This is a genomic window from Paraburkholderia steynii (assembly GCF_900100565.1).
Taxonomy (GTDB): domain Bacteria; phylum Pseudomonadota; class Gammaproteobacteria; order Burkholderiales; family Burkholderiaceae; genus Paraburkholderia; species Paraburkholderia terrae.
The window spans coordinates 1-26754 of sequence record NZ_FNDI01000059.1 but is presented as its reverse complement, the minus strand read 5'-3'; the positions used below and the strand labels follow the sequence as shown (position 1 = coordinate 26754).

Annotated in this window: 24 protein-coding genes and 1 pseudogene; 9 read left to right on the top strand and 16 right to left on the bottom strand. The window is 58.4% G+C overall.

Going from position 1 to position 26754, the window contains the following annotated elements; translation table 11 throughout:
• Positions 1–806, bottom strand: an 806-nt coding sequence (locus BLT65_RS45085; RefSeq protein ID WP_244187091.1) for a hypothetical protein, incomplete at its 3' end; no start/stop codon positions are given.
• A gap of 258 nt (positions 807–1064) precedes the next feature.
• On the opposite strand from BLT65_RS45085, the gene BLT65_RS46985 reads away from it, so the two are divergent.
• Together BLT65_RS46985 and BLT65_RS47560 are read left to right on the top strand one after the other, a co-directional pair.
• On the top strand, positions 1065–1601 hold the full coding sequence (locus BLT65_RS46985) for a hypothetical protein (protein ID WP_143036713.1): 537 nt from the start codon (positions 1065–1067) through the stop codon (positions 1599–1601).
• A gap of 38 nt (positions 1602–1639) precedes the next feature.
• Positions 1640–1795, top strand: a complete 156-nt coding sequence (locus BLT65_RS47560; protein WP_167306665.1) for a hypothetical protein — start codon at positions 1640–1642, stop codon at positions 1793–1795.
• Here BLT65_RS47560 and BLT65_RS45075 read toward each other — a convergent pair.
• Together BLT65_RS45075 and BLT65_RS45070 are read right to left on the bottom strand one after the other, a co-directional pair.
• Positions 1792–2580, bottom strand: coding sequence for a hypothetical protein (locus tag BLT65_RS45075; protein WP_091790543.1), 789 nt, complete (start codon positions 2578–2580; stop codon positions 1792–1794). The two genes, BLT65_RS47560 and BLT65_RS45075, sit on opposite strands and share 4 nt — an antisense overlap.
• Positions 2581–2799: 219 nt before the next feature.
• The gene (locus BLT65_RS45070) at positions 2800–2994 is read right to left on the bottom strand and encodes a hypothetical protein (RefSeq protein WP_238270847.1); all 195 of its coding nucleotides are present in this window, start codon (positions 2992–2994) and stop codon (positions 2800–2802) included.
• A gap of 988 nt (positions 2995–3982) precedes the next feature.
• On the opposite strand from BLT65_RS45070, the gene BLT65_RS45065 reads away from it, so the two are divergent.
• Complete coding sequence (locus tag BLT65_RS45065) at positions 3983–4819, top strand: hypothetical protein (protein ID WP_091790542.1); 837 nt, start codon at positions 3983–3985, stop codon at positions 4817–4819.
• 957 nt (positions 4820–5776) lie between these two features.
• On the opposite strand, the gene BLT65_RS45055 is transcribed toward BLT65_RS45065, so the two are convergent.
• From BLT65_RS45055 to BLT65_RS45025, 5 genes are all read right to left on the bottom strand, one after another.
• Positions 5777–6211: a hypothetical protein gene (locus BLT65_RS45055; protein WP_244187089.1), complete on the bottom strand. Its 435-nt coding sequence runs from the start codon at positions 6209–6211 to the stop codon at positions 5777–5779.
• A gap of 1040 nt (positions 6212–7251) precedes the next feature.
• Positions 7252–7677 (bottom strand): hypothetical protein, encoded by a 426-nt coding sequence (locus BLT65_RS45040; RefSeq protein ID WP_143036712.1) that lies wholly within the window; start codon positions 7675–7677, stop codon positions 7252–7254.
• Positions 7678–7965: 288 nt separating this feature from the next.
• Positions 7966–8640 (bottom strand): hypothetical protein, encoded by a 675-nt coding sequence (locus BLT65_RS45035; protein ID WP_091790536.1) that lies wholly within the window; start codon positions 8638–8640, stop codon positions 7966–7968.
• Between the two features lie 356 nt (positions 8641–8996).
• Positions 8997–9509: a chloramphenicol phosphotransferase CPT family protein gene (locus BLT65_RS45030; protein ID WP_091790535.1), complete on the bottom strand. Its 513-nt coding sequence runs from the start codon at positions 9507–9509 to the stop codon at positions 8997–8999.
• A gap of 230 nt (positions 9510–9739) precedes the next feature.
• The gene (locus BLT65_RS45025; protein ID WP_091790534.1) at positions 9740–11671 is read right to left on the bottom strand and encodes an SMP-30/gluconolactonase/LRE family protein; all 1932 of its coding nucleotides are present in this window, start codon (positions 11669–11671) and stop codon (positions 9740–9742) included.
• A gap of 431 nt (positions 11672–12102) precedes the next feature.
• Between BLT65_RS45025 and BLT65_RS46980 the strand changes: the two genes are divergently transcribed.
• A complete protein-coding gene (locus BLT65_RS46980; protein ID WP_143036711.1) occupies positions 12103–13557 on the top strand; it encodes an ISKra4 family transposase in 1455 nt (484 codons plus the stop codon).
• A gap of 30 nt (positions 13558–13587) precedes the next feature.
• Here the strand turns inward: BLT65_RS46980 and BLT65_RS45010 are convergent.
• Positions 13588–13887: pseudogene (locus BLT65_RS45010) on the bottom strand (IS6 family transposase); the annotation flags it as partial.
• 158 nt (positions 13888–14045) lie between these two features.
• Entirely contained in the window at positions 14046–15008 is a 963-nt protein-coding gene (locus BLT65_RS45005; protein ID WP_091790531.1) for a 2-hydroxyacid dehydrogenase, read from the bottom strand.
• Positions 15009–15296: 288 nt separating this feature from the next.
• On the opposite strand from BLT65_RS45005, the gene BLT65_RS45000 reads away from it, so the two are divergent.
• From BLT65_RS45000 to BLT65_RS44985, 4 genes are all read left to right on the top strand, one after another.
• Entirely contained in the window at positions 15297–16055 is a 759-nt protein-coding gene (locus BLT65_RS45000; protein WP_091790530.1) for an SDR family oxidoreductase, read from the top strand.
• A gap of 60 nt (positions 16056–16115) precedes the next feature.
• On the top strand, positions 16116–17438 hold the full coding sequence (locus BLT65_RS44995; RefSeq protein WP_091790529.1) for an MFS transporter: 1323 nt from the start codon (positions 16116–16118) through the stop codon (positions 17436–17438).
• A gap of 25 nt (positions 17439–17463) precedes the next feature.
• Positions 17464–17856, top strand: a complete 393-nt coding sequence (locus BLT65_RS44990; protein ID WP_091790528.1) for a VOC family protein — start codon at positions 17464–17466, stop codon at positions 17854–17856.
• Between the two features lie 104 nt (positions 17857–17960).
• The gene (locus BLT65_RS44985; RefSeq protein WP_091790527.1) at positions 17961–19205 is read left to right on the top strand and encodes a citrate synthase; all 1245 of its coding nucleotides are present in this window, start codon (positions 17961–17963) and stop codon (positions 19203–19205) included.
• Between the two features lie 559 nt (positions 19206–19764).
• Here BLT65_RS44985 and BLT65_RS44980 read toward each other — a convergent pair.
• From BLT65_RS44980 to BLT65_RS44955, 6 genes are all read right to left on the bottom strand, one after another.
• Positions 19765–20892, bottom strand: coding sequence for a porin (locus BLT65_RS44980; protein ID WP_091790526.1), 1128 nt, complete (start codon positions 20890–20892; stop codon positions 19765–19767).
• A gap of 194 nt (positions 20893–21086) precedes the next feature.
• Positions 21087–21761 carry a response regulator gene (locus BLT65_RS44975; protein WP_091790525.1) on the bottom strand — a complete coding sequence of 225 codons (675 nt, stop codon included), beginning with the start codon at positions 21759–21761 and terminating at the stop codon, positions 21087–21089.
• The gene (locus tag BLT65_RS44970) at positions 21758–23140 is read right to left on the bottom strand and encodes a sensor histidine kinase (RefSeq protein ID WP_091790524.1); all 1383 of its coding nucleotides are present in this window, start codon (positions 23138–23140) and stop codon (positions 21758–21760) included. The genes BLT65_RS44975 and BLT65_RS44970 overlap by 4 nt, the downstream gene beginning before the upstream one ends.
• Before the next feature lie 105 nt (positions 23141–23245).
• The gene (locus tag BLT65_RS44965) at positions 23246–24079 is read right to left on the bottom strand and encodes an ABC transporter permease (protein ID WP_091790523.1); all 834 of its coding nucleotides are present in this window, start codon (positions 24077–24079) and stop codon (positions 23246–23248) included.
• A gap of 52 nt (positions 24080–24131) precedes the next feature.
• On the bottom strand, positions 24132–24929 hold the full coding sequence (locus tag BLT65_RS44960) for an ABC transporter ATP-binding protein (protein WP_091790522.1): 798 nt from the start codon (positions 24927–24929) through the stop codon (positions 24132–24134).
• A gap of 100 nt (positions 24930–25029) precedes the next feature.
• Positions 25030–26043, bottom strand: coding sequence for an ABC transporter substrate-binding protein (locus BLT65_RS44955; RefSeq protein ID WP_091790521.1), 1014 nt, complete (start codon positions 26041–26043; stop codon positions 25030–25032).
• Between the two features lie 458 nt (positions 26044–26501).
• On the opposite strand from BLT65_RS44955, the gene BLT65_RS44945 reads away from it, so the two are divergent.
• The coding region (locus BLT65_RS44945; protein ID WP_143036641.1) for a transposase at positions 26502–26754 on the top strand (253 nt) is incomplete at its 3' end.

Genomic DNA, 26754 nt, shown 5'->3' with positions numbered 1-26754 from the left:
CGCTTTCGCTCGACATACTTCTGGAACGCACGGAGCATGTAGATCCCGGCGAACACCACGAGCGCGATACCCACCAGCACGCGTACATATCCTCCGAAACTGGGCAGGTACGGGACTAGCTCGACGAAGAACGCTGTCAGCGTGAAGAGGCCAAAGCCGTACACGAACGGCCAGTATCGGCTTTTGCGAAAGCGGATGAACAGCCATACGGCAACGACGAGAAGCGGGAGCGTCAACGCAAGGCGCCACCCGAACACGACGAGTTCGTAACGACGGCTTGCCGCCTCGTAGCGCTTGTCGGCGGCCTGCCTGGCGGCCGCCATCTCGCTGCGCAACTGCTTCAGGTGCGCGTCGATCGGCCGGGCCTCATCGGCGAGCGCATTCTGCTGGCTTTGCCAGCCCGCGACGCTCGCCTGAAGTCCGTCGAGCTTCTGTGTCCGTGCAAGCAATTCCGGATCATTGCGGCTATCCCCTGTGGCCTGTCGGGTCGCGATCCAGTTCCTGAAGCTCTCACGCGCCTCCACGTACAGCTTGCCTGCGCGGTCGTGAGCAATGCGAGTATTCTCGATCCTGTCGTTCAGTGCGTTCCGCTGAAGCTGCAAATCACGCACCTGCGCATCGAGCTGTGAGGTCGCTACATCGCTGAACTGCGCGGCATCCGGTGGCCCGCCACGCGGCGCGTACATTAGATCGCGGATCACCAGCGAGCCCAGCATGTTCAGGAAGATCGCGAAGGCGATCGCGATGATCCAGGAACCGAGTTTCAGCAGACGTGCCGGCCGCGAAAATGCCTGGCTGCTGCCCATGTTGATCTCTTTTCTCATCAAAGGTGACCCCTACGTCTATTGTGGAATCCCGGCTTCGGCCGCCCCGACACCTGGAAGCGCGAGGATGATGCCGTTCTATCGTGGCAGGACCGCCGAACTGCGCCCCCTGTGAGAGTTTTCCCGCTCGTGCGGTGTCGCAGGAAAACATTGCTCGCCTGCAGGGCCGAGCTGCGAGAATATTCGGGATTGCTATCCCGAATATTCTCCCCTAACGTGCCGGTGTCGGCGTAAGGCAATATGCCCGAACAACCGCCCGCCCGCGATGTCGCGTTTTCATTCCACGAGGTTTTTACGATGCCTCGCTCCAAACACAGTGGACGTTCTGGCAAGCGTCGGGTTATCCCGTCGAAGAACGCCCTCCTCCCGCTCCCACAAGCCAGGATCACCGAAATTTCATTGGGATACCATCTCGCACTTGCAGCCTGTGGCGGGGTCCATGGCAGCTCTCATCTTTTTAACGAGTTGACACGCACGATCTACCTGACTTTCTATCTCGGCGAAATGGGCTATATGCCCGTCGCGCTTGATCTGTACCGCATGGCTGAGGCGGGTCTCGAAGCTGGGATCCGGCGCGGCAACGAAAATGGCTCGTGGCAACTCGATCCATCGGCGGTGGCAACGCTGGAAGTGGTTCTCCAGGTTCACGACTCGCAGCTTGCGAGCGCGCGTGTTGGAGATCTGATCAAGGCAGAACAGCGGCTGACCCATTTCATCATGAGCGGCAAGACAGCTTCTCCGTTCGACCAGGCAGGCGACGGGCGGGTCAGGCGATAGCATCCATCGATGCGATAACAGGCCACACCGCGAGCCATGTGAAGCCATTCAGCTATCTCAACGGCGAAGTGGCACAACTCGCCAAATACCTGACCGACTCTGGCGTGCTGTTTGTCAGCATGCGGGAGGGGGAAGCGAAATTCGCTTTAATAGCGTTGCCGCGACTCTACGATTTTATCTTTTCCCCGCGTTAGCTCTTAACATTCGGCATATCATCGTAGGCCTTCCGTATTGTGTCCAGCGGGGAGAGAAGCTGATCGCCACACCGATGAACAATCTTGAGCCAGGTTGCGCCACGGATGTACTGCCCGGCCCCAAACCATCGCGATTCAAGATTCCCCCGTAGCATGCGCCGTCCGGCAGTAAATAGACTCGCCGTATCGTACGAATACTGATGAGCGATATCGGGGCGTGCATGATACAGACAGAGAGCATAAGCGTACTCTCTTGGTTTAAGCACTTTAGACAACTGTGGAGGTTGGCTGTCCACCCAACGCTCGTACATTTCGATTCCGTGTTCATACCCATCGAGCGACGATTCGTCCCCCGTTTGATATGCGAAAGCCATATAGTCGTCCAAGCCGTCACGAACGATCTCGTTTGTTGGCCACGGACGTTTTTCGTATCGCCACGCGGCTTCCTCGAAAACCCTGGCCGACTCCCATTCAACCGCATCGGAGCCAGTCTCCATCCAGTACGCAATGGCTTTGGCCCAATGGAGATTCCGTCGATGGAGATCCTGGTTGGCCCCGAATTTTTCATCAGCAGCGATCGCTCTATCAAGCCAATCCAGGCAACGCGACAAAACCCGGGAGACCTCGGGCTCCAGTCCGACCAGCCAGGCGCTGATGACAACATTCAATTCGCTCGCCGCCACGTTCCCCATTGGACGCGCCGCGTTGTACTCCGTCTCGAGCAGGAAGTTGAGCATGCCTTCACTAAAGGCATTCTTTCGAAGCTTTACTGGATCAAAAGTCATAAGCGATTTCAACAAGGATTTCCGCCGCAAAACCGTACCGTTACAGAGTTCTTCAAACCGCCAGAACCTACCGTATTGGTTACAAAATTGCCGTCACTCAGATTGTTAAGCGCTTGTCGTTTTACCGCATCGGAGAGCGAGGACTGCAAAATCGCATTCTGTGCCTGCTGCGTGGCATTCGCCAGAGCATTCGATCCAGGAGAAAACGTCGGCGACGAGTCAAGCGGCCTGACAGCGCTCGAGAATTTGTTGTCCCACAACGTTATACGTGTTGTGCGATACACCGCCGACGGCCGGCGCAATGCTGACGGTCTGGTGGCCGCTCGCGGCCGTCGATACGGAAGTGGCCGTACCGCCGTCCGCGACGACACCCGCCGCGTGCGCAGACACCGACATCACTGTCAGAGAAAACAAACAGAACTGCACGACCCGGCGGACTTTGCCGCCGACGCCACCGTTGACAGATTGCCTCGACATACCGCTGCCCGGCCGCTCTCAGTCGGCCAGTTCCCCGTTTGATCTTTGATTTATGCAAGTCGCATGACAACCTGCTCGAACTTCTGGGACGGTTGTCGGCAGCGCTTACCAAAACTTTAGGAATATTTCCTTTAAAGGAAAATTCGAAGCAATTGCGAATTGTTAAGCGGTTAAATTTACGTGAATTGTCAAATCAAATGTAATCCGCGACTGGCGTTATAGAGAAAGGATATTGAAATAAATTGAATTGTTAGTCGCTTGGATCGCCGAGCTTTCGTTCCGAAGGAATCCGCGGCCTCGACGGGCTGTCATCGACCCTGGGCAGTCTCTTCTCACTGTTCGCGGATGACGGCAGTGCCCTACATACTCACCGTCGCTCACTGATCAAACAATGCCGAATAAAACGTTCGCTATCGCGTGCTCAATTGTCATTTGAAGTGGGCAGACATCTCGATAGTGACCGAAGGTAGTTGGCCCGACCGCGGTCGTTCCGGTCACGGTTCAGTCACGTCCCGGTGCCTGACTTGAGCCATTCATTGGAAACCATCGAACAGTGTCTCATGGTCGACCACTGCACGATGCAGTTGGCCGCACCTAATCGAGAGCGTGTGAAAGCGCGCTGCGCGTGAAGCCTTCTCAAATGTCGCCTCTTCAGTTCGCCTCGTATCGGCATGGTGGTGACTCAGAGAGGGTAAAGCGACGCCCTAAAACACCGTACTTTTGCGCTTTCCCGCAGCGTCGATCCGGAGGAGATGCTGATCTTTTTCGTGATAGCACATCGCATCCGCCCGCCCCGACCCAAAGCGCATGAAATCTAAATGCCTCTAAATTTCTTACCAGATATTCCGTAATAGGTGGGGCGTGCGCCGAGGAACCTGCCATATGCAGGTGCGCAGCAAACCACAATATCAACGGAAGACTGAGAATGAACACGAAATACACGGGAATTTTCATCGCGGTTGCCGCCATCATGCTGGCGGCTTGTGGTGGCGGCGGCGGTTCAACGGGATCGTCGGCTGCAACGCAGACGACCTCCCCACCTCAAACGACCACAGTCGGTGACTGGATCTATCAAGGCTCGGCGGCGACAATTACGGGCGTGAACGGAATGGTCGCAGCCGTGTTCATGCCCGACTCGCTGACGGGAAATGGCATCTCGGGGTCCATGTTCAACGCAGCGAATGCCCCTTTGACCAGCCAGGTGCAGCAGGCGAACTATGGCGGCTCGTTCACGACCCTCTCCGCCGCCACTGGGCCCGCTATCTCGCTCACCAAGCACAGCACGATCGCCGATGTCAACGGCGCGGGCGGCTACGTTGCCATCGGCCGGTGGACCCACGGTTCGGACTCGAGCGGCGGAAACTACACGGCGAATCAGGGTGCACATTACGCAGTAGGTTCGCCGCTCACGCTGACAACGAGCGCCGGTAGCCTTTCCTGTACCAACCTGATGGCAACCTCGCCCTCCTCGGCGACGGGCAACGTCGCTCCGGGTTCGCTCGTGTCCGCAACGGCAACACTCGATCTGACGACCCTCAGCCTCGTGAATTTCAACGCAACGGTCACGATCGGCTCGGATACTGCGGCGACCATCACGAAGGCAAGCGCCATGGCTGCAGGAACGTCGATGGGCGGCGGCGTCACGACCGCGTCGCAACCGATGGGCAACGACATCACGAAGCCTCTGCTCGCCGTTGCGTACGGCGCGCATCTGCCCAACACAGGCGACGTCAACGGCCTCGTCGTGCTCTCCTGCCAGTGATCGACAACGCGCCCGTGAGGGCATCGCCATAAATATTCAAGGGTTGGCGCGGCTACGCCAGCATCCAAGGCTCATTGTGCATGCCCACCGGCTTCGGCGGCTGGGCATGCGCACACTAACATCCTTGGGCGAATCACGTGGCGATTCGCATATCGATGGCACTGACGCGGGTGAGTATCCAACCACAACGATCTTTTCAGGTTCGCCCGGCAACACGATCGTGAGCGGATGAAGACAAACCAGTACACCGCCCTGCCGTGACACAGGCATGCAGAGGATTCGCCGAAGTTCTTCAACAAAGTCCGTTGAACGTCCCCGTTCCTAGTGTGCTCGTGTGGAATGTCCGCGAACACGCACACACAGACAGCAACATCGCTATGCCAGCGTCAACGGATTTTATGTCAAGCGGCGGCATCCGACTCAGCTTCCCTGCCCCAACCTGCCCCGCCGGCTATGCCCGCTGATCGGCCTTTGCTGACGCTGGCGTGTCGGCCCCCGTGACGCAGCTGATTGGCGCTTTGCCGCCGTTCGCGCCGTCGTAGCCTCGAATGTCGCGTGCCGATCCGAGTGAATGAGTACTTGCGACCCTGAAGAGACGTTCGAGATCGCGAAAAGCGGACACTCGACGGTCTGAGCGAGCCACCGCTAGCGCTTCCCGTTTAGCGCGCGCAGCTCCTTTATGAACTGGTACGTGATACCACCGAACACTGTTACGTAGAGCGGCATTCCGGCCAGAGCCGGTCTCCAACCAGTTCCGTGGTGAATTGATATGGCGAGAGCGAGAAGTACCATCCCGGCGCCACCCGAATAGGCCATAATCGCACGCTTATATAAGCGCCTGCGGGCAAGATCGGTTTCTTGTGACATGCTTTCCCTCGGTTTTTTCGCGATTATCGATGACCGAGGCATCGATGTCGAATCCGACGCTTTACGGACCTTCAACTTTCCCGAAAACAGTCATTCCCAAGTCGGCAATACTGCGGCTGCCAGCTCGCTCACGATCGGCTCACTTTCGGCATCGACGACAAGCACGACATCCTGCCCAACCATGTAGTAGCTGTTCAAGCGCTCATAGTTGACCTTCCCTAGCTCGCCATACAACTCGATTCGCGAACTGTTCTCCTCAAACCACAATTCGCATCCGCGCCATGTCGGATCAGAGTTATCGAATACCGACGGGACAGCAGAGTAGTTGGCCGTGACCTCAACACTTTCGTCGACTACGTAGAGACCGGCAATGCTCTGTTCGAAGTGGATTCGCATCCCGCCTACGCAAACCTGATTGCGCCATACGTAACGGTCAACCGTTAAACTTCGACCTTTCGTGGTCAATTCAAAGCCCGGCCAGTCGCCTTTTAAAACCTCTCCAAGGGGTTTCCACGGTCTATACATGGTGCAATTCGAGTGCTTTAAGGTGAGGTAGGAGCGGTAGATCGCGGGTAGCGAAACGTCGGGCGATCGATTTCGACCATTTGAGTGACGGTGTCGAACGTCTCCATGTGTCCGCCTGTTGCCCGACGGAGGAGGTTGAGGCCGACCCACTACGCCCACGTGCCGGTCAGCAAAAGTAAAATGCGATTTCGCCGATGATCGCCCGGTCGGATTCCGAAACCCTCCCAGACATGAAGGGTGTCAACTGAGCAAGGACCCCTTTCGCCGGGATGGCATGCCGATTTACCAAGGACTCCAGTTCATTGCGAACACCGGAATCTGTCACGTAGGTTTCAACCAGCCGGAGCAAATTTCGCCGTAGTTCTTCGACCGTCATTTTCGAAATGGTAAGTGGAGCAGTTCGAGCGCATGATGCTACGCACACGTGCATCGCAATTGTCGACAATCCAGCCCCCCCGTCGAGTGACTCAAACTGGCCGCTCGAGGACGGTTACTCCTAGAATGGGCCAGCTTCAAACGTTGCTCTTCCATTGGCGTACTCTCGACTCCATATGTCTCGAGGATCGTCTCCTGAGCCCTTGACAGCGAAAGAAGCGTTTTGCAGGCACTGCGCCAACTTGGCGAAGAGAGCAATGATTGACCAGCTATCCAGAAAGAAGAGGGTTGATGTCGGTAGCGCAGATTGACATGCCTCGAACAAGTTGCTCAAGACGTCGTGACTCAACGCTCGTTCATCGAGAAATTCAAGGAGTTCCTGCCGTGATCCAACTGCATCCAGTGGCTCGCCGTCAAAGGGATAAACCCAGACCTGTGTATGAAAGCTCATATCGACTCACGCAGCATAATCTTCGGAAAAGTTCGAGCGCCTGCGCTCTAGGCAGCGCACTATTGTCGACGATCCAGCGGGGTATGTCGAATGGCCGAAACTGGCCGCTCACTGCCTTATGCAATCAGCAGGGACAACGGAGTCCTGCACGGTCGCGATTCCCAGCGCGCGACCGAAACCGGCCGGCAGCTGACCTTGCGCGGGGCCTGCTTTGCTAGGTTCGTGTACAACCCTGCTGAGATAGCACTTTTGCAAGGCGGTGAATGCTGTCAGCATTGCCCTGAAGTTCCGCGCGAACACCGTACAGCGCAATTGTCAGTTTTCCGCCTTTCGTATGCTCGTCCCGCACCACTCGAACGTTCTGGTATGGATACTGCCGGGCAACGAGTAAACACACCACGAGATGTCTCTCATAAGCGGTTACCCTATAAAACGCTCCGCCCATGCGGAAGATTGGCCCACCAAACGACGCGATAACACGCGCTTGCGCGAGCACCTGCCCAGCGTTTTTGTCAGCTTTGCGCGAAATGGCCGGCCACAAAACGAAGATCGCAATTACAAGGACAATGAACGATCCAACCGCGAATGCTCCTTCTGAGGGACTAAGTATTGTCTGGAAGAAAGGCTTCATCATTTTCACGGAAATTCAATCGCTGGATTGGTCTAGGCGTCGACACAGCGCGGATTCGGATGGTTCGCTTCGAACGATCGCAATATTGAGAACGCCGAATGCCCCTCGCATACGTGAAACGTCAAACCGGTTGTTCTCGGCTGGCCAAGGTATTGTGCAATTGTCTGCGATCTCTGCACCCCCGTCGAATGTCTGCTCGTGGCCGACCTGTGCCCGACGCGGTCGGCTGAAGTAGACCCTCTGCGGTCCGTCAGATTTGCTGCAAGCGGTCATTCGTTATAGCGTTTCGCGTTGGTATCAATGTCGTACGGGCAAAGCATCCGATGAAGAGATTGGCGTCGAAATTTGAACTCCAGCATTGTTGATCGTAAGTGCATCATTGACAATCTTAGTCACAATTCGTGCGTTACCCATTATCAAGACGTCTACGCCATGTGCGTTGTCAGGGGTTTGTGAATTCTCAAACCTAGACAAAAGAGGCTCCCTTTGGTAGAGAGAGACCAGGCGTTTAATATCATCGTTCGAGAGATGGGCTGCATTGACTCTATCAATCGTTATGAAATAAAGAGAAGAAGGCAGATTGGTCGAAAACAGTGCGTAAATGTCTTCATTCATCGTTTGACGAATAGCATCCCACGTCTCAGGAGCGATTTGAGGATTATGCTTTTGGGTCTCAGCGAGCAAATTGTCTGCCGTCGAATGCTCGATCCGCATTGCATCCCCACCACCAATGCACGCCACCAGTTGTTTGATTAGCTCTTCTCGTTCCAAATCACGCCGGATCGCAGGTGGATGCAACGCGCCGGGAGCACGCTTGATGACTTGCACTGCTGCTTCGACAGCAGCGGATTGCTCCGGTGTTAGCGCTTCCGTTCTATTTTCGGCGACTTCTTTATCAATCGGTGCGGCGAAACCTTGGACAACCCCTGCCGCCAGTAAGAGCACAAAAAATGATAATTTGAGAATTTTCATTGGGTTTACGCAGAATCGAAATCTTCGGATGAGCACTGGTGGCAGCACTACATCCGAACGCGGAGCGAACTCGTACAACAAGCCGCCGGCCTTTCGCCGGACGGGCAAGGACGGGTTCGGTGCAAAGGGATATCTTGGCCTAACGGCCGTTGCGACGGAAACTTGAATCGATTGGAGCCGCGACACACATGCCGAAGACATCGCGACCGTCGGGGCGGGGGCGACGACGGCAAGCCGCATGCGGCGATTGTCAACGATTCTCCTGTAGTCGTCGAATGACTGCAATTGGCCGACCGCTGCCCGATGCGACAAGCTCCAGTCGACCCGTTTGAGTCATTCGCTGATACCGAGAGCGGTCATTCCGCCCCCGCGTTGATAAACGAGCGGATACGTCGAGCGCCTTCTTCGGGACTGCAAGTCGATGTATCCAAGCACATCGAATAGGGCCTTGAGTAGGCTGGATGCCCGAATTGCGACCGGGCCATTCCTTCTCCACGGTCTGCCCTGTGGCGTTCACGTTCTTCCAAAACATCTAGCGGGCAACGAACACCTATCACGTATGTACGACGAGGCGCGAGCGCAGAAATACATTCTTCGAAGGCGGTTGTATCGCGAAGCACAAGATCGAGAACAATTTCGAAATGACTTGCAGCTACGCGCTTCAGAGTGGACTGCAAGTTAAAGTGATGTAGCCTGAGCGCCTGATTCAACTCTTCGTCCGATCGCATGTCACGTCTACGCGACATCTCGACAAATGCATCAAGTGATATGTGAAACACCGGAATTTCGGAACTATCTTGAAGCGCCTTGGCCAAGCTGCTCTTTCCCGCGCTGGTAGGTCCGTGTAATACGATAGCGATCTGTGTCATAAGTCTCGCCGGTAGCTCTAACGTGGTCGTTGCCGATTGTCGACCATATTCGCCGAGCAGTCGATTGTCTCTTCTTGGCCGCACTCAGCCAGATGATGGGCGCCGCAAGTCGTGCAAGTCGCCCCCCAGCGACCGTTTGATTTTCCCCAACGTAGCCGTTCACCCGTGAGTATGCTATGCGGAGCAGAAGCGGTTATAACAAGCCCCCCTCTCGCTAACGAAACGCACAATCAGGGCGTCCAGCGATAAACGGTAATGCTGGAACCTTTGACGTTGTTCTTCGTGACCACGTACTCGCCCGTCGACCGACGGTATGCCCTGATGCCGTACATCGAATCGATGGCGCTGCTGGCGTCGACGGTACCTGTACTGGTGTTGACCAGCGTGGCGTCGAGGTTGCCTGTAGCGAGATTGAAGGTGTCGATGTTTGGCAAAGCTTGCCCGCTGCCGAACCAGTAGCCGACAAATAGATAGCTACCGGCCGCGTCAATCGACTTGGCGCCAGCGTGGGTGAGGTTGATCACCGGATTGGGTGTCGTGGTGTTGCCCGCGCTCCAGCCGTGATACACCTCGATCCGCGTACCTATCGACGTCCAGTCCGTACTCCCAACAATCCCCTGCCCGAGAATCATGGTGTCGCTGTCTGCCAGGTAGACGATGCGCGTCAACGGCTTGATGCTCTCGGGAATGCGAATGGGGATACCGGACCCCCACGTTGGCTTGCCGCTGGCGTCGAAGCCGATCAGCGGATAGTGGTAGATGTAACCGGTCTTGTCCAGGCCGGCCCACACGCCTCCTTTGCTGTCAATGCAAAATCCGTCCCTGACCGCTGCGGTCGTCTTGAACGCCGCACCGGGGAGCGTGGCGTCCGGTATTGCGATGTAGCCATTCGCAGCATTGAAGTGAAAGAAATAGAAGATATCGGGATTCTGGCCGGACACCACGAGGATCCGATTTGCGCCGACTGTGGCAAGTTGACCGAAGTGCTCGTCCCGTGAGCGATCGTTGATGTTGATGCGTGGATCGGATGGATAGTCGATCGGATCGACAGTGTTCGCTACGAAGGTTCCCCCAGCGGTGCCTGTGTAGATGTTGGTGCCTCCATAGAAGTAGACGCCGTCGCTACCCGGGTCCGGAGCGACAATCCCCTCAAAGTTGAGAGACTGAAGCTTCCATTGAAGCCGACCAGACCTGTTGTAAGAGTGAATGTCGGTGCCGCCGTCGCGGCCGAGATCCCAGCTTCCGCCCCACGGATTGTTGAGCACATAGAGGTTGCCTGCGGTGTCCTTGCCGATCCCAGTGACGCGGGTGAAGCGCTTGTCGCCAACCTGCCCTTTGATTCCCGTCGTGGTATCGAGATAACCGCCCTGAATGCCGAATGTACCGGCCAGCGTCGGCGCGCCCGAGGGCTTATAGCGCTTGATGTTCATGTCGGGGCCTTCGTCCCCAACCATGAGCTGCCCCGATGACGCATCGAAATAGAGCGCCGATGGCCGCGCCCCGCTCGGCATCTGGATGGTGTTCAACAGCGCGCCGGTTGGACTGAACTCGACGACCGAGCCCTCACCCTTCTGTGCGACCCAGACATTGCCCGCGCCATCCACGGCGAGGGCACCCGGGCCCGTGACGTTGATGTCCCGCTTCCAGATACCGTCGGTGGTAAATATCCGGACGCGGTTGCCATAGAAGTCGCTCGCATAGAGGAGCGAGGCCGCCGTGGCTAGTCCAGTGACGACGTCGACCCGGGGCAGGTTGTTAAATGCACTGACCTGAATCAAAAGATCGCGAGTCCTGGTGGTGCGGTTGTATCGGCCCACTGCACCACTTCCGTATGTCGCGCCGGGCTGCAGTGCCACGAAGATCGACGTCGCGCTGCCCGTGATCGCCCCGCCCTGAAACTCTCCGTGCGCCCCAATCGAGCCGAGGCTCTTGCCGCCCTGGTAGACAGCGACGCCTCCCTCGTACTCGTCCCACATTGAGGCCGTGTAGATGACGCCTTCGGGCGCGACCCACATGGAACGCGCGGTGTTACCCACGTGGGCGGCGAGGGTGCCATAGGTGTTCGCCAGCCAGTCGGTGGTGTTTTCCGCCTGACACATCGGCGCAATCGAGGCGATCACTGCGGCGAGGATCGCAGCATGAATCCGCTTTTGCTCGACCATGACCGATGCTCTCCAGATGTAGTGATCATTCGCGTGAATGGTCGGCCAGCGAGATTCCAAATTCGTGATCGGTGGCTTACGTATGAACATATGCAACTCTTTGCGCCTTTGCAAGCCGCACCGCGACTTTGCGCACGGACACGAAGTGCGATCTTGAATAAGCTCGACCTCCCTCCTGTTGGCCGCTTGTTGTCTCATGCATGGGGCATTTTTTCTTCTTGCGCGTCAGGCGGCGATCGGCGCAAGCGCCCCCTATCAGCCGTTCGGTGCCGCGTAGTCTATACGTCCGCTTGCCAGGCAAGGCGGTCACCCAGGTGTAAGCCCAACAAGAGATCGTCAGTTCGCTTGTAGTAGCCGGGAAGCGCGACTGCAAGACCTACCAAGACCACGGACATGAAACACCGAGCTCGGGCCAACCGATCGGAGGTGCTATGCGACTGGTCATCGAGGCCCGCGTAGAGGGTGGGGAAGCGCGTGCGACTGATGCAACGGTTCTTGCTGTGCTGGAACGAAATGACCTCAGTCTCCCCGACCTGGGACTGACACTCGCCGAAGGTCGTGCCTTGCTCGCCGAGGTTCAATCGTTTCTTGTGCCGGAGCAGACTGCTGGGTGGATGAAGAGCCAAATGGCTTGCCACCGCTGTGGCTCGATGCTGGCGCACAAGGACGCCCGATCGATCGTGCTGCGAACCGTGTTTGGCAAGGTCGACGTGCCGAGTCCGAGGCTCTGGTCATGCAGCTGCGCGGCAGAGCAGGGCCGACCGCGCCGCTCTTTGAGCCCATTGTGCAAGGCCCTTCACCGGCGTGTGACACCGGAATTGGAGTACCTGCAGGCCAAGTGGGCCGCCCATCTACCATACCGTCAGGCCACTGAGCTACTTCGAGAGGTCCTTCCACTGGACAAAGGGATTTCCTTCGGTAGTACTCGTCGTCGAATCCTCGCCGTGGGCAGCGCGCTGGACGCGCAGATCAACCGCGATATCGCGTCTGGACCAAAACCGGTCAGCGGAGAGCAGGTTCGCGAATCGACCACCGTCGGCTGCGTGAGCGTCGACTCAGCGTGGCTGAGCTTCAGCAGCAGCCCCAGGAGCCGCAATGCGGCCCGCGACCTTGTGGAGCTGAAATCGCCTTGGGCGCAGAAGATACCGCAGGATCGCCATGTCAACATCGTTACGGGCCGTGCAACTCTCGTTGATCGCACTCCGCGTCTCTACGCGTACGTGCATAAGCTTGTGCCATCGGCGCCCGCGCGGCTGGACCAGTTTCTCTTTGCAAGCGGCGTGGCTCCAGACGAGCGAGTCACGGTGATCAGCGATAATGCTGGCGAATTTGGCAAAGCTGTGGACGGCAGCAAGCTCGCTAGGGGAAGGATCCTGGACTGGTTTCACATCGCGATGAAATTCAAGGCTGCGAGGAACTCGGTGTTTGGAAGCCAGACGATGGAGCCTCACGAGCGAATCGCTGTGGGGACGGAGATCGATCACGCCAAGTGGCTGGTTTGGCATGGAAAGGGCCGGCAATCGGTGTCCCGTATCAAGGCCATGGATGCCACGCTGTTGGCTAAGGAAGGCTACGAGTTCTCCACGTTGTACTGGAACCTGCGCCGCCTGTACTTCTACATCGAGACCAACGCCGGTACGCTCGTGAACTATGGCACGCGTTATCACAAGGGGCTACCGATCAGTAGCAGCATCGCCGAGTCCGCGGTGAACCTGGTTGTCAGCCATCGCATGGCGAAGAAGCAACAAATGCGATGGACGGACGAGGGAGCGCATTGCCTGGCACAGCTCAGAGTTGCGGTCCTCAACGAAGAATTTTCGGTTGAGAAACTCGCCGTGTTGACCACGACATCTGCAGCTGCAAACTCGCCGAGCAGCGTGAACTGACCTCCCACGGTTTGGTTCACTCTCTACTACGACCGCCCTATAGAGATACGCGCACTTGCCCCGAATCTTCAGGTAGGTCTCGTCGACACGCCACGACTGTCCCGTGGGCGTGCCAAAACGATTCCAGCGCTTGACGAACTCCGGCGCATAGCGCTGCACCCAGCGCAGGATCGTCGTGTGGGCGAGCGACCAACCCCGTTCAGCCATCATCTCGACGAGATCCCGTAGACTGAGTTTGTAGCGCAGGTACCAGCGGACACACAGAATGATGATCTCGTGATCAAAGTGTCGCCCATCGAACAACTCGTCAAGACTCTTCAGCTTATTCATCGGCGACCATCAGTTCGTTCAGTCCCACACCTTAACCGATTTCACATCGCCATTTGCACCAGTGCCAGATCCAGCACGTTATTGAACGTCGCATGGCGTTGGACAAAGAGCCCGCGTGACAGCGGGCTTTTCAGGAGATTCGTCTGTGTTCGCTGCGCTCACACCGGATTCAATGCCTGTCGCCCATCGAGAATAGCTGCGACGTTGTCCAATGCGGTGAAACCCATCTGATCGCGTGTTTCCACCGTCGCGCTCGCCATGTGAGGCGTAAGGAACACATTTTCAAGGCTGGCAAACCGGGCGTCTACATTGGGCTCGTTCCTGTACACGTCGAGGCCCGCACTGAACAGGTGTCCCGATGTCAGCGCATCGTAGAGGGCGTCCTCGTCCACTAACGCGCCACGCGCCGCGTTCACGAAAACCGCTCCCTTCGGCAAGAGACCGAATTCCTTTTGCGTCATCAGCGGAAGACCGCCACCCGGCACGTGAAGCGAAAGCACCTGGCAATGCGGCAGCATCTCCCCGAGGTTCGGAAAAAACGTCGCGCCATTCTCTGACGACGGCGAAGCACGCTGAATGTCCGTATAGACGACGCGCATGCCAAAGCCCTGTGCACGTCTGGCGACTGCACGTCCGATCCGCCCGAACCCGACAATACCCAGCGTCTTGCCATTGACCCGCGTGCCGAGCATCTCGGTCATCCCGAATGATTTGCCCCATCCGCGCCGCATGATCTTTTCATATTCGGATGCACGGCGGCAGGCCGCCAGTACAAGAAGCATCGCGAAATCCGCTGTGCATTCTGTCAGCGCGTCCGGTGCATTCGTCACGACGATCCCTTTTTCGCGGGCGTAAGACACATTCATGTGATCGACCCCCGCGCTCGCGTTCGCGATGATCTTGACCGTAGATGGAAGCGCCGCAATGTGGTCCTCCTGCAATCCGGACTTCTTGCCGATCAGAACGGCCCGCACATCGTGCTTCTTGCAAAAGTCCACGACAGACCACGCGTCCATATCGGATTCGGTCACATAGGCGCGAAATTCGGAGACTGCGCGCGCCGCCACCGCTTGCGGGACCCGTCGCGCAATCAACAGTTGGGTCGGGTTAGTTTCCGGCATGGTTATTTCCTTGAGATTGAAAGACCGACACAGACTACGAAACAGAAGCTCGCAAGGTCAATGTTGATTGGATGAATCAACTTAACGCGATGCAGCTCTTCCGTATTTCGATGCGTGCCTTTGCACGTTACTGGCTGTGTCCAGCGTCATCCCGGTATCAGGAAAACCCTGATTCGATGCCCGCCTGCAGCGCTATTTGATGTTGATTGAACGAATCAAGATTGCTCCCGCCTGTGTGCCGGTGCAATTCTCTTTCATGATCGATTCAACAAAGAAGGGGACGAAGCAATGTCTGCATCGAAAAAGTTCGCAGCAGTGACGGGCGCTGGCTCCGGCATCGGTCGCGCTACCGCCATAGCGCTCGCCAATGCGGGGTTTACCGTAGCGCTGATAGGACGCAGGGAAGAGCCATTGCTTGAGACTCGCGAAACCATCCGCATTGCGGGCGGCGCTGCGAGCGTGTTCTCCGCAGACGTGACGAGCGAGGCTTCCATTGAACAGGCATTTTCACGGATAGCGCACGAATTCGGCCGTCTGGACGTGCTCTTCAATAACGCGGGCCGCAATGCAGGCGCGGTGCCTCTGGACGAATACAGCCTCGACTTCTGGAACGACGTCGTTGCGACGAACCTGACGGGCGTTTTCCTGTGTGCACGCGCTGCGTGGCGTCTCATGAAAACGCAATCGCCTCAGGGCGGAAGAATCATCAACAACGGATCGATCTCGGCGCACTCGCCCCGGCCCAACACGATCGCTTATACCGCGACCAAACATGCCGTGACGGGTATTACGAAATCGCTCGCGCTCGACGGACGCGCATTCAACATCGCCTGTAGCCAGATCGACATCGGCAACGCGGCTACCTCGCTCACAGAGCGGATGACGCGCGGCGTCCTGCAAGCCGATGGAACCATGGCGCCCGAGGCAAGAATGGACGTCACGCACGTCGCCAACGCAATCGTGCACATGGCCAGCCTGCCTCTCGAAGCTAATGTGCTGAACATGACCATCATGGCGACCACCATGCCTTTCGTAGGCCGCGGATAAAAATACTCTCCTGCCAGACAAAAAAAGATAACAGGCAGATCTTTGATTCAGGAGACACCGATGAAAGTCGTAGAGGAACAACCGCTGTCAGTGCCCGACCAGGCTTCCTATGCGGCAACGGCAAAGCCATCGAAGGTGAGGTACGTCGTGCTCTCGATGCTGCTCGTGGCCACCATTCTCAACTATGTCGACAGGTCGGCACTTGGCATCGTTGCACCAAGTCTGTCGAAGGATCTCGCGCTCGACAGGATGCAGATGGGCGAACTGTTCGCCGCCTTCGGACTCGCCTACTCTTTCGCCCTGTTGCCCGGCGGGCTATTGACGGACATAGTCGGCTCGCGCCTTGCGTATGCATTGTCGCTCGTTGGCTGGTCATGTGCCACGCTCACGCAGGGCCTGGCAAACAGCTATCACATGTTGCTTGGCTCGCGGTTCGCAATGGGTGCGCTTGAGGCGCCTGCCTTCCCGTCCAACGCCCGCGCCGTGACACTATGGTTCCCCACCCGGGAGCGAGGGTTTGCGACAAGCGTCTATGTCATGGGTCAATACATCGGAACGCCACTTTTCACCGGCCTGCTTCTTTGGATTTCCAGCGCGTATGGTTGGCGTTCGGTGTTCTTCGCAACGGGCGCATTCGGCATCTTTTTCAGCCTGGTGTGGTTCCGTGCATATCGTGATCCTTCAAGGCATCGGAGCGTCAACGCAGCGGAGCTCCAGTACATCAACGAAGGCCAGGGGAGACCCTCGCAAAAGGCGCGTGAGAAATTCAACTGGCGCATAGCGTTCAAGCTGCTTGGCTACCGGCAGGTTCTGGCGATTTGCCTGGGGAAGTTCTGCAACAACACCTTGCTGGTCTTCTTCACCACATGGTTCATGACCTATCTTGTCGAAGCGCGTCACATGTCGATGATCAAGGTGGGTATCTTCCAGGCGCTGCCGTTCATGGGGGCGACGCTCGGCATTCTCGTAGCGGGCTCTCTTTCGGATTTCTTCATCCGCAGAGGCGTATCGATCTCCGCAGCACGCAAGGCGCCGCTGATCATCGGCACGCTGCTCGGCGCAACAATCGTATTCGTCAACTTCGTCGAGTCGAATGAACTGGTGATTGCAATCCTGACAATCGCTTTCTTTGCTCAAGGCGTTGGCTCGATGTCGTGGGCAGCCGTCTCCGAAATTGCACCTCCACAATACGTCGGCCTGACCAGCAGCATAACCAGTCTTGCCGCCAATATTGCAGGCGTCACGACGCCACTCATGATTGGCTACATCACCCACCACACCGGCCATTTCTATTGGGCCCTCAATCTGATGGGTGCAATCTGCCTGCTTGGGACACTTTCGTACTCACTGCTGCTCGGCAAACTCTCCCGCATCGAGCTCTGAACTCTAACTTTCTGGTGACAACAGCATGATTGAATTCAAGTGGGATCATCTTCAACTGTGCTCCACAGATGCGGAAGCGACGGCTGCATGGTTTGCTCGCTGTCTTAACGCCGAGGTTGTCCGTCGACCTGGCAGGGTGGACCTGCGGCTTGGAGGAATCAACCTGTTTATCACCGCGCTGGAAAAAGCACACCCCGTGCAGGTTCCTGATGGCGAACGGGTGCAAGGTATCGACCACTTCGGTGTGACTGTGGATGATCTCGATGCCGCATTTCAGCATCTGGTCGAGTGTGAGGCTCATATCGTCGAGCCGATCAGGCAAATCCGTGCAGGCGTGAGAGCCTGCTTCGTGAGGTCACCTGGCAACATTCTCGTCGAGATTCTCGAACGCAGGCCGGCCGAGATGACTTTTAACTGAAATGACGTCACTATTGAAACTGCATCGATAGCACTCGCGCCGCTCGCAAGCCAGTTCGCGCGTTCCGGCTCCCCGTACCACTTGCCTCTCGCAGCCTCAATCCCATGCGCCCCTGGATCACTTTGACTGAAGCAACGAGACAGCTTGGGGTTCAGGCGCAAACCGTCTACGCCTATGTTAGCCGGGGCAGCATCGCCGTCATGCCTGATCCGCACGATCCGAGAAGGAGTCTCTATCGCGCAGAAGATGTTGCGGTGCTTTGCCGGAAGAAACAGGTCGGACGAAAACGCGAGGCCCTCGCTGCCGGAACGATATTTGGTACGGAACCTTGCATCTACAGCGGCATTACCACCTTCTCCAAAGGGCGCGCGTACTATCGGGGCCGAGACAGTATCCGGCTGTCCGAAACGGCCACGCTGGAGGACGTCGCTGCTATTCTCTGGAATACCCCAACGCCGATTTCTTTCGAAACGGATGGCGTGTCGCTACAGGGAGATGAGCGTGGCAGACAATGTGCGTTCATGTCACTGGCGGCGCTCGCGGCCAACGGACACTCCACGCACGGTCGTACGGACCGCGCGCTGCACGCGGAAACGGGTCGGCTCGTAGCACTTGTTTCGCAGGCATTCGGTGCACGATGCGACGGTGCCGCGACGTTGACGCATGAACGGCTCGCGCTCGGTTGGGGACAAGGAAGTGAATGTGCCGATCTGATTCGACGCGCACTGGTTCTCGTCGCAGACCACGAACTGACGAGTTCTGCGTTTGCCGCCAGAATTACCGCATCCACGGGCGCATCGCTAGCCGGGTGCCTCCTTACCGGGCTTTCCACGATCGCCGGCCCCTTGCATGGCGATGGATCGGGCCGTGTGAGAGCGGTGTTCGACGACGTGGAAAGGCTCGGGGCCGAGAACGTTGTGGGTCGTCATTTGCAGTCTGCAATCCCGATCCCGGGCTTCGGTCATCATCTGTATCCAGACGGCGACCCGCGAGCGCACAGTCTGTTGGAGCGCCTCGATCCGCCGGAGGAACTCGCTTCCTTCATCGAAAAAGTTGTGACACTTACCGGTCTGAAACCGAATATCGACGTGGCGCTCGCCACCCTCGCAGCACAACTGAAACTCCCGCGCGACGCCGCGTTCGCACTTTTCGCCACGGCCCGCAGCGTTGGCCTGCTCGCGCATTGTATGGAGCAACTCAAGGTGGGCAAGGTCATCCGGCCGCGGGGACGCTACACCGGACCCGCGTTGGAGGAAGTCAATCAGAGCCCATCCAGTGGAGTTGGAAGCAAGACACTCGACCCCGTAACACTCGACAAGAACCGGGTCTTCAAGACAATCGTCCGCTGATTGCGTAACGACACCGGACAGTCCTTGCACGGAGTGTCTGACGGGAGGCCCCCTGCCTCCCATCAGCTGCGCCTACCGAGCGGCCTGGCGTCAGACTATCCGTCGGCCTACACCCGACGGCCAGAACGTTTCGCGCCGTCCGGCGTTCGAAATGCTCACGAGGTGCGATGCGGGATATCGTCCGGGAACGGATACGGCGCGTGTGGGCCCGGCCATTCCAGGGCGGGCGGTCCGCTCAGTGCGTCGCATCCTGCGAACCCGGCAAGAACGAAAAGGCACAAGAAGGCCGTGCAAACCCAGCAAACGACTGATAGCTTACTCATTGCTCGCCTCCTTTTCGCAAAGCCGGGCTAATAACTTCGACTACGGAGCGAGGTAGTTGGTTGCGCACGGCATTGCAACCAGCCTAAACCCGACTCGACTGCCCCGTTTGGCCACGCGAATGGAAGCGTTTCTGAACATGATGCATCGACCGGAAAAAAAACGGCGAGCGGACAAGTCCGCCGCCGCAATCCGAAGCTCCTTTGATGGAGCGTACTGCGAGGAGATGAAACGTGGATCAGAAGCGCGTACGGATACCCGTGGTCGCCTCGACCTGATTGGTCGCACCGAAAGTGCTGCCAACCGTGTAGCCGCCGTGCAGCCTCATGTAGTCCGCGGCCAGATAGACTTCCGTGCGCTTCGAGAGGTGATAGAAGATCGAGCCGTACAGCGTTTCCTTGAAGCCATTGTGGAGGCCCGAGGTCGAATCGAACGCGCCGATGTTCGCGTTCGGGATATTGCCGTCGCTGTTGTATGCGGCGTTATGCACGCGCATTTGCTGATAGCCGAGCTCGTAGTCGAGGGCGCCCTTCGGCGACAGCTTGAACGACACCGTCCATGAATTGTCCTGACGCTGTCCGAGCGCACCCTGGTCGCCCCAATAGCGGAAGTAGCCGGCGTTGGCACGCAGGATGCCGAACGTATAGTTGCCGCCCACCGAGTACGTCTGGTTCGTGAAGCCCTGGCGATTCACGTGGTTGTAGAACGTCGACACGGCAAATGCGGGGCCGTCGTAGCCGAGGGCGACCTGGTAGTTGGCGTTGTTGCCGAAGCTCGTCGAGTTGCCGAACGCATAGCCCGCGGCCGCGAAGATGCCGTTGTCGAACAGCTTCTTCCACGCGATGCCGTTCTCGTAACGGGTGCCCGTCGCGCTCCCGGCGTAGAAGATCATCTGTTTGAAGTTGTTGGCGTTCGTCCAGCCGCCCTCTTCCGTCGTGAGCTGCGCGTTGCCGTATGGGTCGCCATAGATCGCTGCGGCGTCACGCGCGATCGTGTTCTGGAAGCCCGCCGTCAACTTGCCAAACGTGTCGTTCTGGACGCCGACCCACGCGTCGCGATCGAAGATCTGGCCCGGGTCCTCCATCTGGCCGTCGCTTACCCGGTATTCGCTTTCCAGGCGAAAGATGATCTTGGTGCCGTTGCCAATGTCTTCGGCACCCTTCACGCCCCAGCGGCTGCCGCTGAACCAGGGCTCGCCACCGATGCCCATGCCGATCACGTGATTGCCGTTTGCGTCGGCATGCGATTGATACGTAGGAACGCTCAGATCGATCAGGCCGTACAGCTGAACGCTGGACTGCGCGTGCGCGCTGCTCGCTGCCATGGCGCCGGCTGCGACGGCGAACGCGAGGTACTTTTGCTTCAAGATCGTCTCCTCAGATTGCTGCGTTGAATTTCTGATTTGTCCGCTGCCGGTTACTGCCTGCCGGTTGCCCGGCCGCTATGGCGAACAGCGGATGAGACGAATCCTAATTACCTCAATCCTTCACGCTCCTTTCGCGTCTGATTCGTACAACTTAGTGATACTACCGATACAGGCGAGTTAAATCGTGCGCCCACTCACGGCGCATCCCTGGTTCGCAGGATGTAGCCAAGACCGCGCAGTGTCATGATCTGCGCGCTCGAACCCGCGAGGTGCTTGCGCAGGCGGTGGATGTAGATATCGATGGCGTCCGCGCTCGGCTCGTCGTCGAGGCCGAACACGCTGTCCATCAGCGTGGTCTTCGAAACCGTCTTGCCCTGCCGCAGCATCAGCGTTTCCAGGATCGCGTGCTCGCGACGCCGCAGGTTCAACGGCACGTCACTGTGGCGGAACTCTCGCGTGTCGGAGATGTACTGCAAGTCGCCACACATGAGCCAGCCCGATTTGTCGCTCAACTGTCGACGGATCAGCGCCTTGATGCGCGCCACCAGCTCACGGCCATCGAAGGGTTTCACAACGTAGTCGTCCGCGCCGGCGCTGAAGCAGTCGACCTTGTCATCGATCGAACCATGCGCGGTCAGCATCAGCACCGGCACGTTGTCGCGCCGACGGCGCAGGCGCGCGAGCACGTCCTTGCCGCTCATGCGCGGCAGACGCATATCGAGCAGCACCACGTCGTAGCGCTGGGTAGTCAACACGGAATCTGCGGATTCGCCGTCAGGCACGCAATCGACGGCGAAATTCTCCGCGCGTAGCAGGTTAACGATCCAATGCGAGAGTTCGACATTGTCTTCGACGAGCAGCAGCTTCATTCTCTTTCCTCATTCCTCCACGCGGGCAGGCGAACCGTGATGACGAGCCCGACCCGTCCTGCGCCCGGCGCCATGGTAACCGTACCGCCGTGCGACAGCGCAATCTGATGGACGATCGCAAGCCCCAGCCCGGAGCCTTCGACATCGCTCGCCACCCGGTAGAAGCGCTCGAACACATGCGCACGCGCTTCGGCCGGAATACCGGGACCGTTGTCCACTACCTGCAGCAACACGTGACTACCCTCGCGCCGGCAAAGCACGGTTACGCTTCCTCCTTCGTGCGTGTAGCGGATCGCGTTGTCGGCGAGATTCGACACGAGCGCCGCGAGCAGACTTTCGCTTCCCGCCACATAGGTGCCCTCAGCCAACTCGGCGCCGAGATCGATTTGGCGCCGCTGCGCCGCGACCACCAACTCCTCGAGCACCGACGACACCACCGCCGCCAGATCGACCCTGGCCTGCACGCGCGGCAACGACACCGACTCGGCCTGAGCGAGCAGCAACAACTGGCTCGTCATATCCGCCATCTTCTGGCTCGTGCGGCGAATGCCCGTCAATGCCTCCGTCAACGCCGGATCGCTCGGATCGTATTGGGTCGCGCATTGCACCTGCGTGTTGAGCAGCGTCAGCGGCGTGCGCAACTGGTGCGCCGCATCGGCGATGAATTGCCGCTGCGTTGTCGTATGCAGCTTCAGCCTCGCGATGCACTGGTTGATCGCATCGACGATCGGGCGCAGCTCGGACGGCAGATGGTGCACGCGGATTGGCTCAAGCTCCATCGGCTCGCGATCGGCGACGTCGTTCTTGAGCTTCATCAGCGGCCGCAATTCCATGGTCAGGCCGAACGGCACGAGCACCACGACCAGGGCAAGCATCAGCCACTGGCGAATCAACTGCGGACGCCATAGATCTTTCAGCATGGCCTGCCGCGATGCCTGCGTCTTGCCGACGATGACCGTGACCTGCTCGGCCTTGCCCGAGTCGTACAACTGCCGTTCATAGGCCACCGCGCGAATCGGCAGTTCGCCCAGCCGGGTGTTGTAGAACACCGGGTACCGCGTGCTGCCCGCGGGCAGCGTGAGATCGGGACTCCCGCCGAGCAGCCGGTCGTGGCCGGCGACCACCTTGTAGAACACGTGGTCCTGATAAGGCGACTCGAAGATTTCGAGCGCGGCAGGCGGGATATTCGCCGTCAGCGCACCGTTCTCCCAGTCGACGTCTTCGATGATGGTTCGCGCGGAGGACAGCAATGCGGCGTCTTGCAGCAGGTCGGCTGTCTGGCACGCGGCAACGTACGACATGTAGTCGGTTACGAAGACAAAGAGCGCGAGCGGCAGCAGCAGCCACAACAGCAGACGCGCACGCAAGCTAAGCAACATTCAATACTCTCCAACATGATCCGGCCATACCGATGATGAGGCCGGCAAAACGCGACGCCGTCCTTGCCTTTTCCGGCAAGGACGGCTGTCTTTGAAAAACAAGCCTCAGAACGCAGCGGGCCTCCACTTCAGCAAGCGCTTTTCCAACGTGGTCAGCAGATAGTCCGTGGCGAGTGCGACCACGGCCAGCACGATCATCGCCGCGAACACGCCGCTCGCGTTGAATGCCCCCTGTGCGGTCGAAATCAGCAGACCGATACCTTGCCTGGAGCCGAGGAACTCGCCGACCACTGCACCGACCAGCGCAAAGCCGAAGCTCACATGCAGGCTCGCGAGAATCCACGACAGCGCCGATGGAATCACGACGTAGGTCGTCAGCTGGCGCTTCGAAGCACCCAGGATCTGCGCGTTCGCGATCATGTAGCGGTCGGCTTCGCGCACGCCCTGGAAGGCATTGCCGAATACGACGAAAAATACCATGACCACCGCGAGCGCAACCTTGGAGGCCATCCCGAGGCCAAGCGCGATCACGAACACCGAGCCGAGCACCACGCGCGGAATCGAGTTGGCGATCTTGATGTAAATGTCGAACACATCAGCGAGCAGCTTGTTGCGTCCCAGCACAACACCGCACACGATACCGGCGACCGAGCCGATAAAGAAGCCGATCAAGGTCTCTTCAAGCGTGACCCAGACCTGCACGAGCAGCGGCCCCTGCGATGTGCCGTTCTGGAACCAGTCGACGATCTGCAGGAAGATCAGCGACGGCATCGAGAAAAAGAATGGGTCGATCCATTTCAGGCGCCCGCAGAGTTCCCAGCCGCCGAGCAGGAGCACGAGCACGAGAATCCGCAGACCGATGATCAGGGCGTGCCGCTGCCGCAGCTTGCGTCGCGCGATCTGTTCGATCCTGGCCGCCGATTCGACGTCGAACTCCATCTTCACAGAGCTATCACGAGATGCCATGAGTGTATTCCGTTGTGCCGTCGTTTTAAGCAATTTGTACTTCCTCGCGCAAGTCGTGCCAGATATCGCGCGAAATTTCGATAAAGCGCGGTTCGTAGCGAATCTCCGACGTGACGCGCGGACGCGGCAGGTCGATCTCGTAGACCTTCTTGAGCGTCGCCGGGCGCGCGGTCAGCACGAACACGCGGTCGGCGAGCGCGATTGCTTCTTCGAGGTCGTGCGTGACGAACACCACCGAGCCCGCATTCGCCGACCACAACTGCAGCAGCTCGTCCTGCATCAGCGTGCGAGTCTGCATGTCGAGCGCGGAGAACGGCTCATCCATCAGCAGGATTTCCGGCTTGTTGATGAAGGTCTGCGCGAGCGCCACACGCTTTCTCATCCCGCCCGACAACTGATGCGGATAATGCTTGCCGAACTTCTCGAGACCAACGCGGCGCAACCACTGGTTCGCCTCGTCGTAGGCCGCCGATTTCGAGCGGCCGCGAAAGAGCGGGCCGGCCGCCACGTTGTCGAGCACCGAGCGCCACGGGAACACCGCGTCTGCCTGAAACACGAAGCCGATGCGCGGATCGATGCCGTTGACGGGCGCGCCCATCAGGTGAACCTCGCCGGCGGTGGGCTTCAGCAGCCCCGTGATCATGCTGAGCGTGGTCGATTTACCGCAGCCCGTGGGGCCGACAATTGCGATGAATTCGCCTTGCGCAACGGACATGCTGAAATCGCGCAAGGCGACGGTTGCCTTGCCGTCGGGAGAAATGAAGCGGCACGACACAGAGCGGAATTCGATAACCGGTGCGTCTTTGAGTAGAACTTGGTTCATCGGGAACATCCTGGGGAAAACCGGCACCGCGCGAAGCGGTTCCGAAGCGCAATAAAGTCAGGCTGCACCTGACGCACGAATGCATTCGGCTAACACCGGCTTACTTCGCGCTGACGAATTCGTTCGTGTAGGTTCTGGCCAGGTCCACATGCTTGCCCTTGACCGACGGGTTGAAGGCCGACAGCACCTTCAACACAGTGGCCGGGCCGTCGTCGGGCATCTTGCCGTCCGACGTGTACATCGGCAGCGAAGCCTTCAGCGCGCTTACGTAGAGCGTTTTGTCTTTCTGGTAGTCGCCCGGCATCTTCGCGGCGACTTCTTCCGCGCTGTGCGTGTGGATGAATTGCATCGTGCGCACGAACGCATGCGCAAGCTTGCCGGCCTGAGCCTTGTGCGACTCCGCCCATGCGGCCTGCACGTAGAGGCTCGCCCCCGGATAGGTGCCGCCGAGCGCGGCCTTCGTGCCGTCGACCGAGCGCATGTCGACCAGCACCTTCGCCTCGCCCGATTTCTGCAGCGCCGAAACGGTGGGTTCGGTGGTCATGCCCGCATCGATGCGGCCTTGCCTGATCGCGGCGATGAAGCTCGCGTCGGCGCCGACCGGCAGCATTGTGTATCCGGTCGATAGGATGCCGTGCTGGCCAGCGAGGTATTGCGTAAGAAAGCTTGTCGACGAGCCGAGGCCCGTCACGCCGAGCGTCTTACCCTTGACGTCGGCCATCGACTTGATTACGTCGGCGGACTTTGTCGACACCATCTCGACCTCACCCGGCACCTGCCCGAACACGACGATCGCCTTGACCTCCTTACCCTTGGTCTGCAGGTCGATGGTGTGATCGTAGAAACCGACGACGCCCTGGACAGCGCCCGCGAGCAGTTCGTTTTCGGCGTCGACGCCGGCGGGCTGCGACAGCAGCTCGACATCGAGCCCTTCATCCTTGAAATAACCGAGCTGTTCCGTAAGGCGTGCCGGCAGATAAATCAGCTTCGTAATTCCGCCGACCATGATCGTAATCTTTCCCGAATCGTCGGCCATGGCATGTTGCGATGCAATACCGAATAGCAGGCTAGACGCGAGGGCGATATGGCGAAACGTGCGGAAGGTAAGGCGCATCGATTGTCTCCGTTCTTATCGGGAGCCGGCCCTATGCCGACTGTCTGTGTCGATGGCGGGATTCTAGAGGTGCAAACCCTTCTTCCTGCTTTCACGCAGATGCACCTTCCGTACGGGATTTCCATGATTTGGCGTGGTCTCCCATTCCCCGGCGACTTCGACGAGAGCGTCAGAGCCAGCACAGTCGTCGCCGACCACCCGCCGTTCAGCCTGAGCGTCTTTGGCGCCCGTGCGCACGAAGGCCATTGTGTGTTGGACCTGCGCTGTAACCGCGCACCACTGACGTCCGCTCGCAGCTAAATTGCATCGACACGCGCGGCACCAGTCTTCGGGAGCGTCAAAAAACCTTGGAGTTTTTGCGCAGGCCCCCTAGTCTTACTGTGTCATAAAAATAACAATTGTGATATTGCTTGTTTACCTACATATAATGAGGATACCCAGGCATAGAGCGAGAAGCAATGGATGCGCAAAGGCGGTTTGAGCAGTACATTGAACATCTGGCTGGCGGCCTGGGTCATGCGGATCGCCACTCAGGACTGAAGGCTTACTGCACAGGCCTGATGTTGCCGTTGACACGCAAGAGTGTCGAACCAATGGCCGCAAGCGTGGATCCGCTTCACGCCAGCGCGCGGCATCAGGCATTGCACCACTTCGTGGCCAAGGCCGACTGGTCGGACGACGAGCTACTTTGCCGGGTCAGCCAGTGGGTCG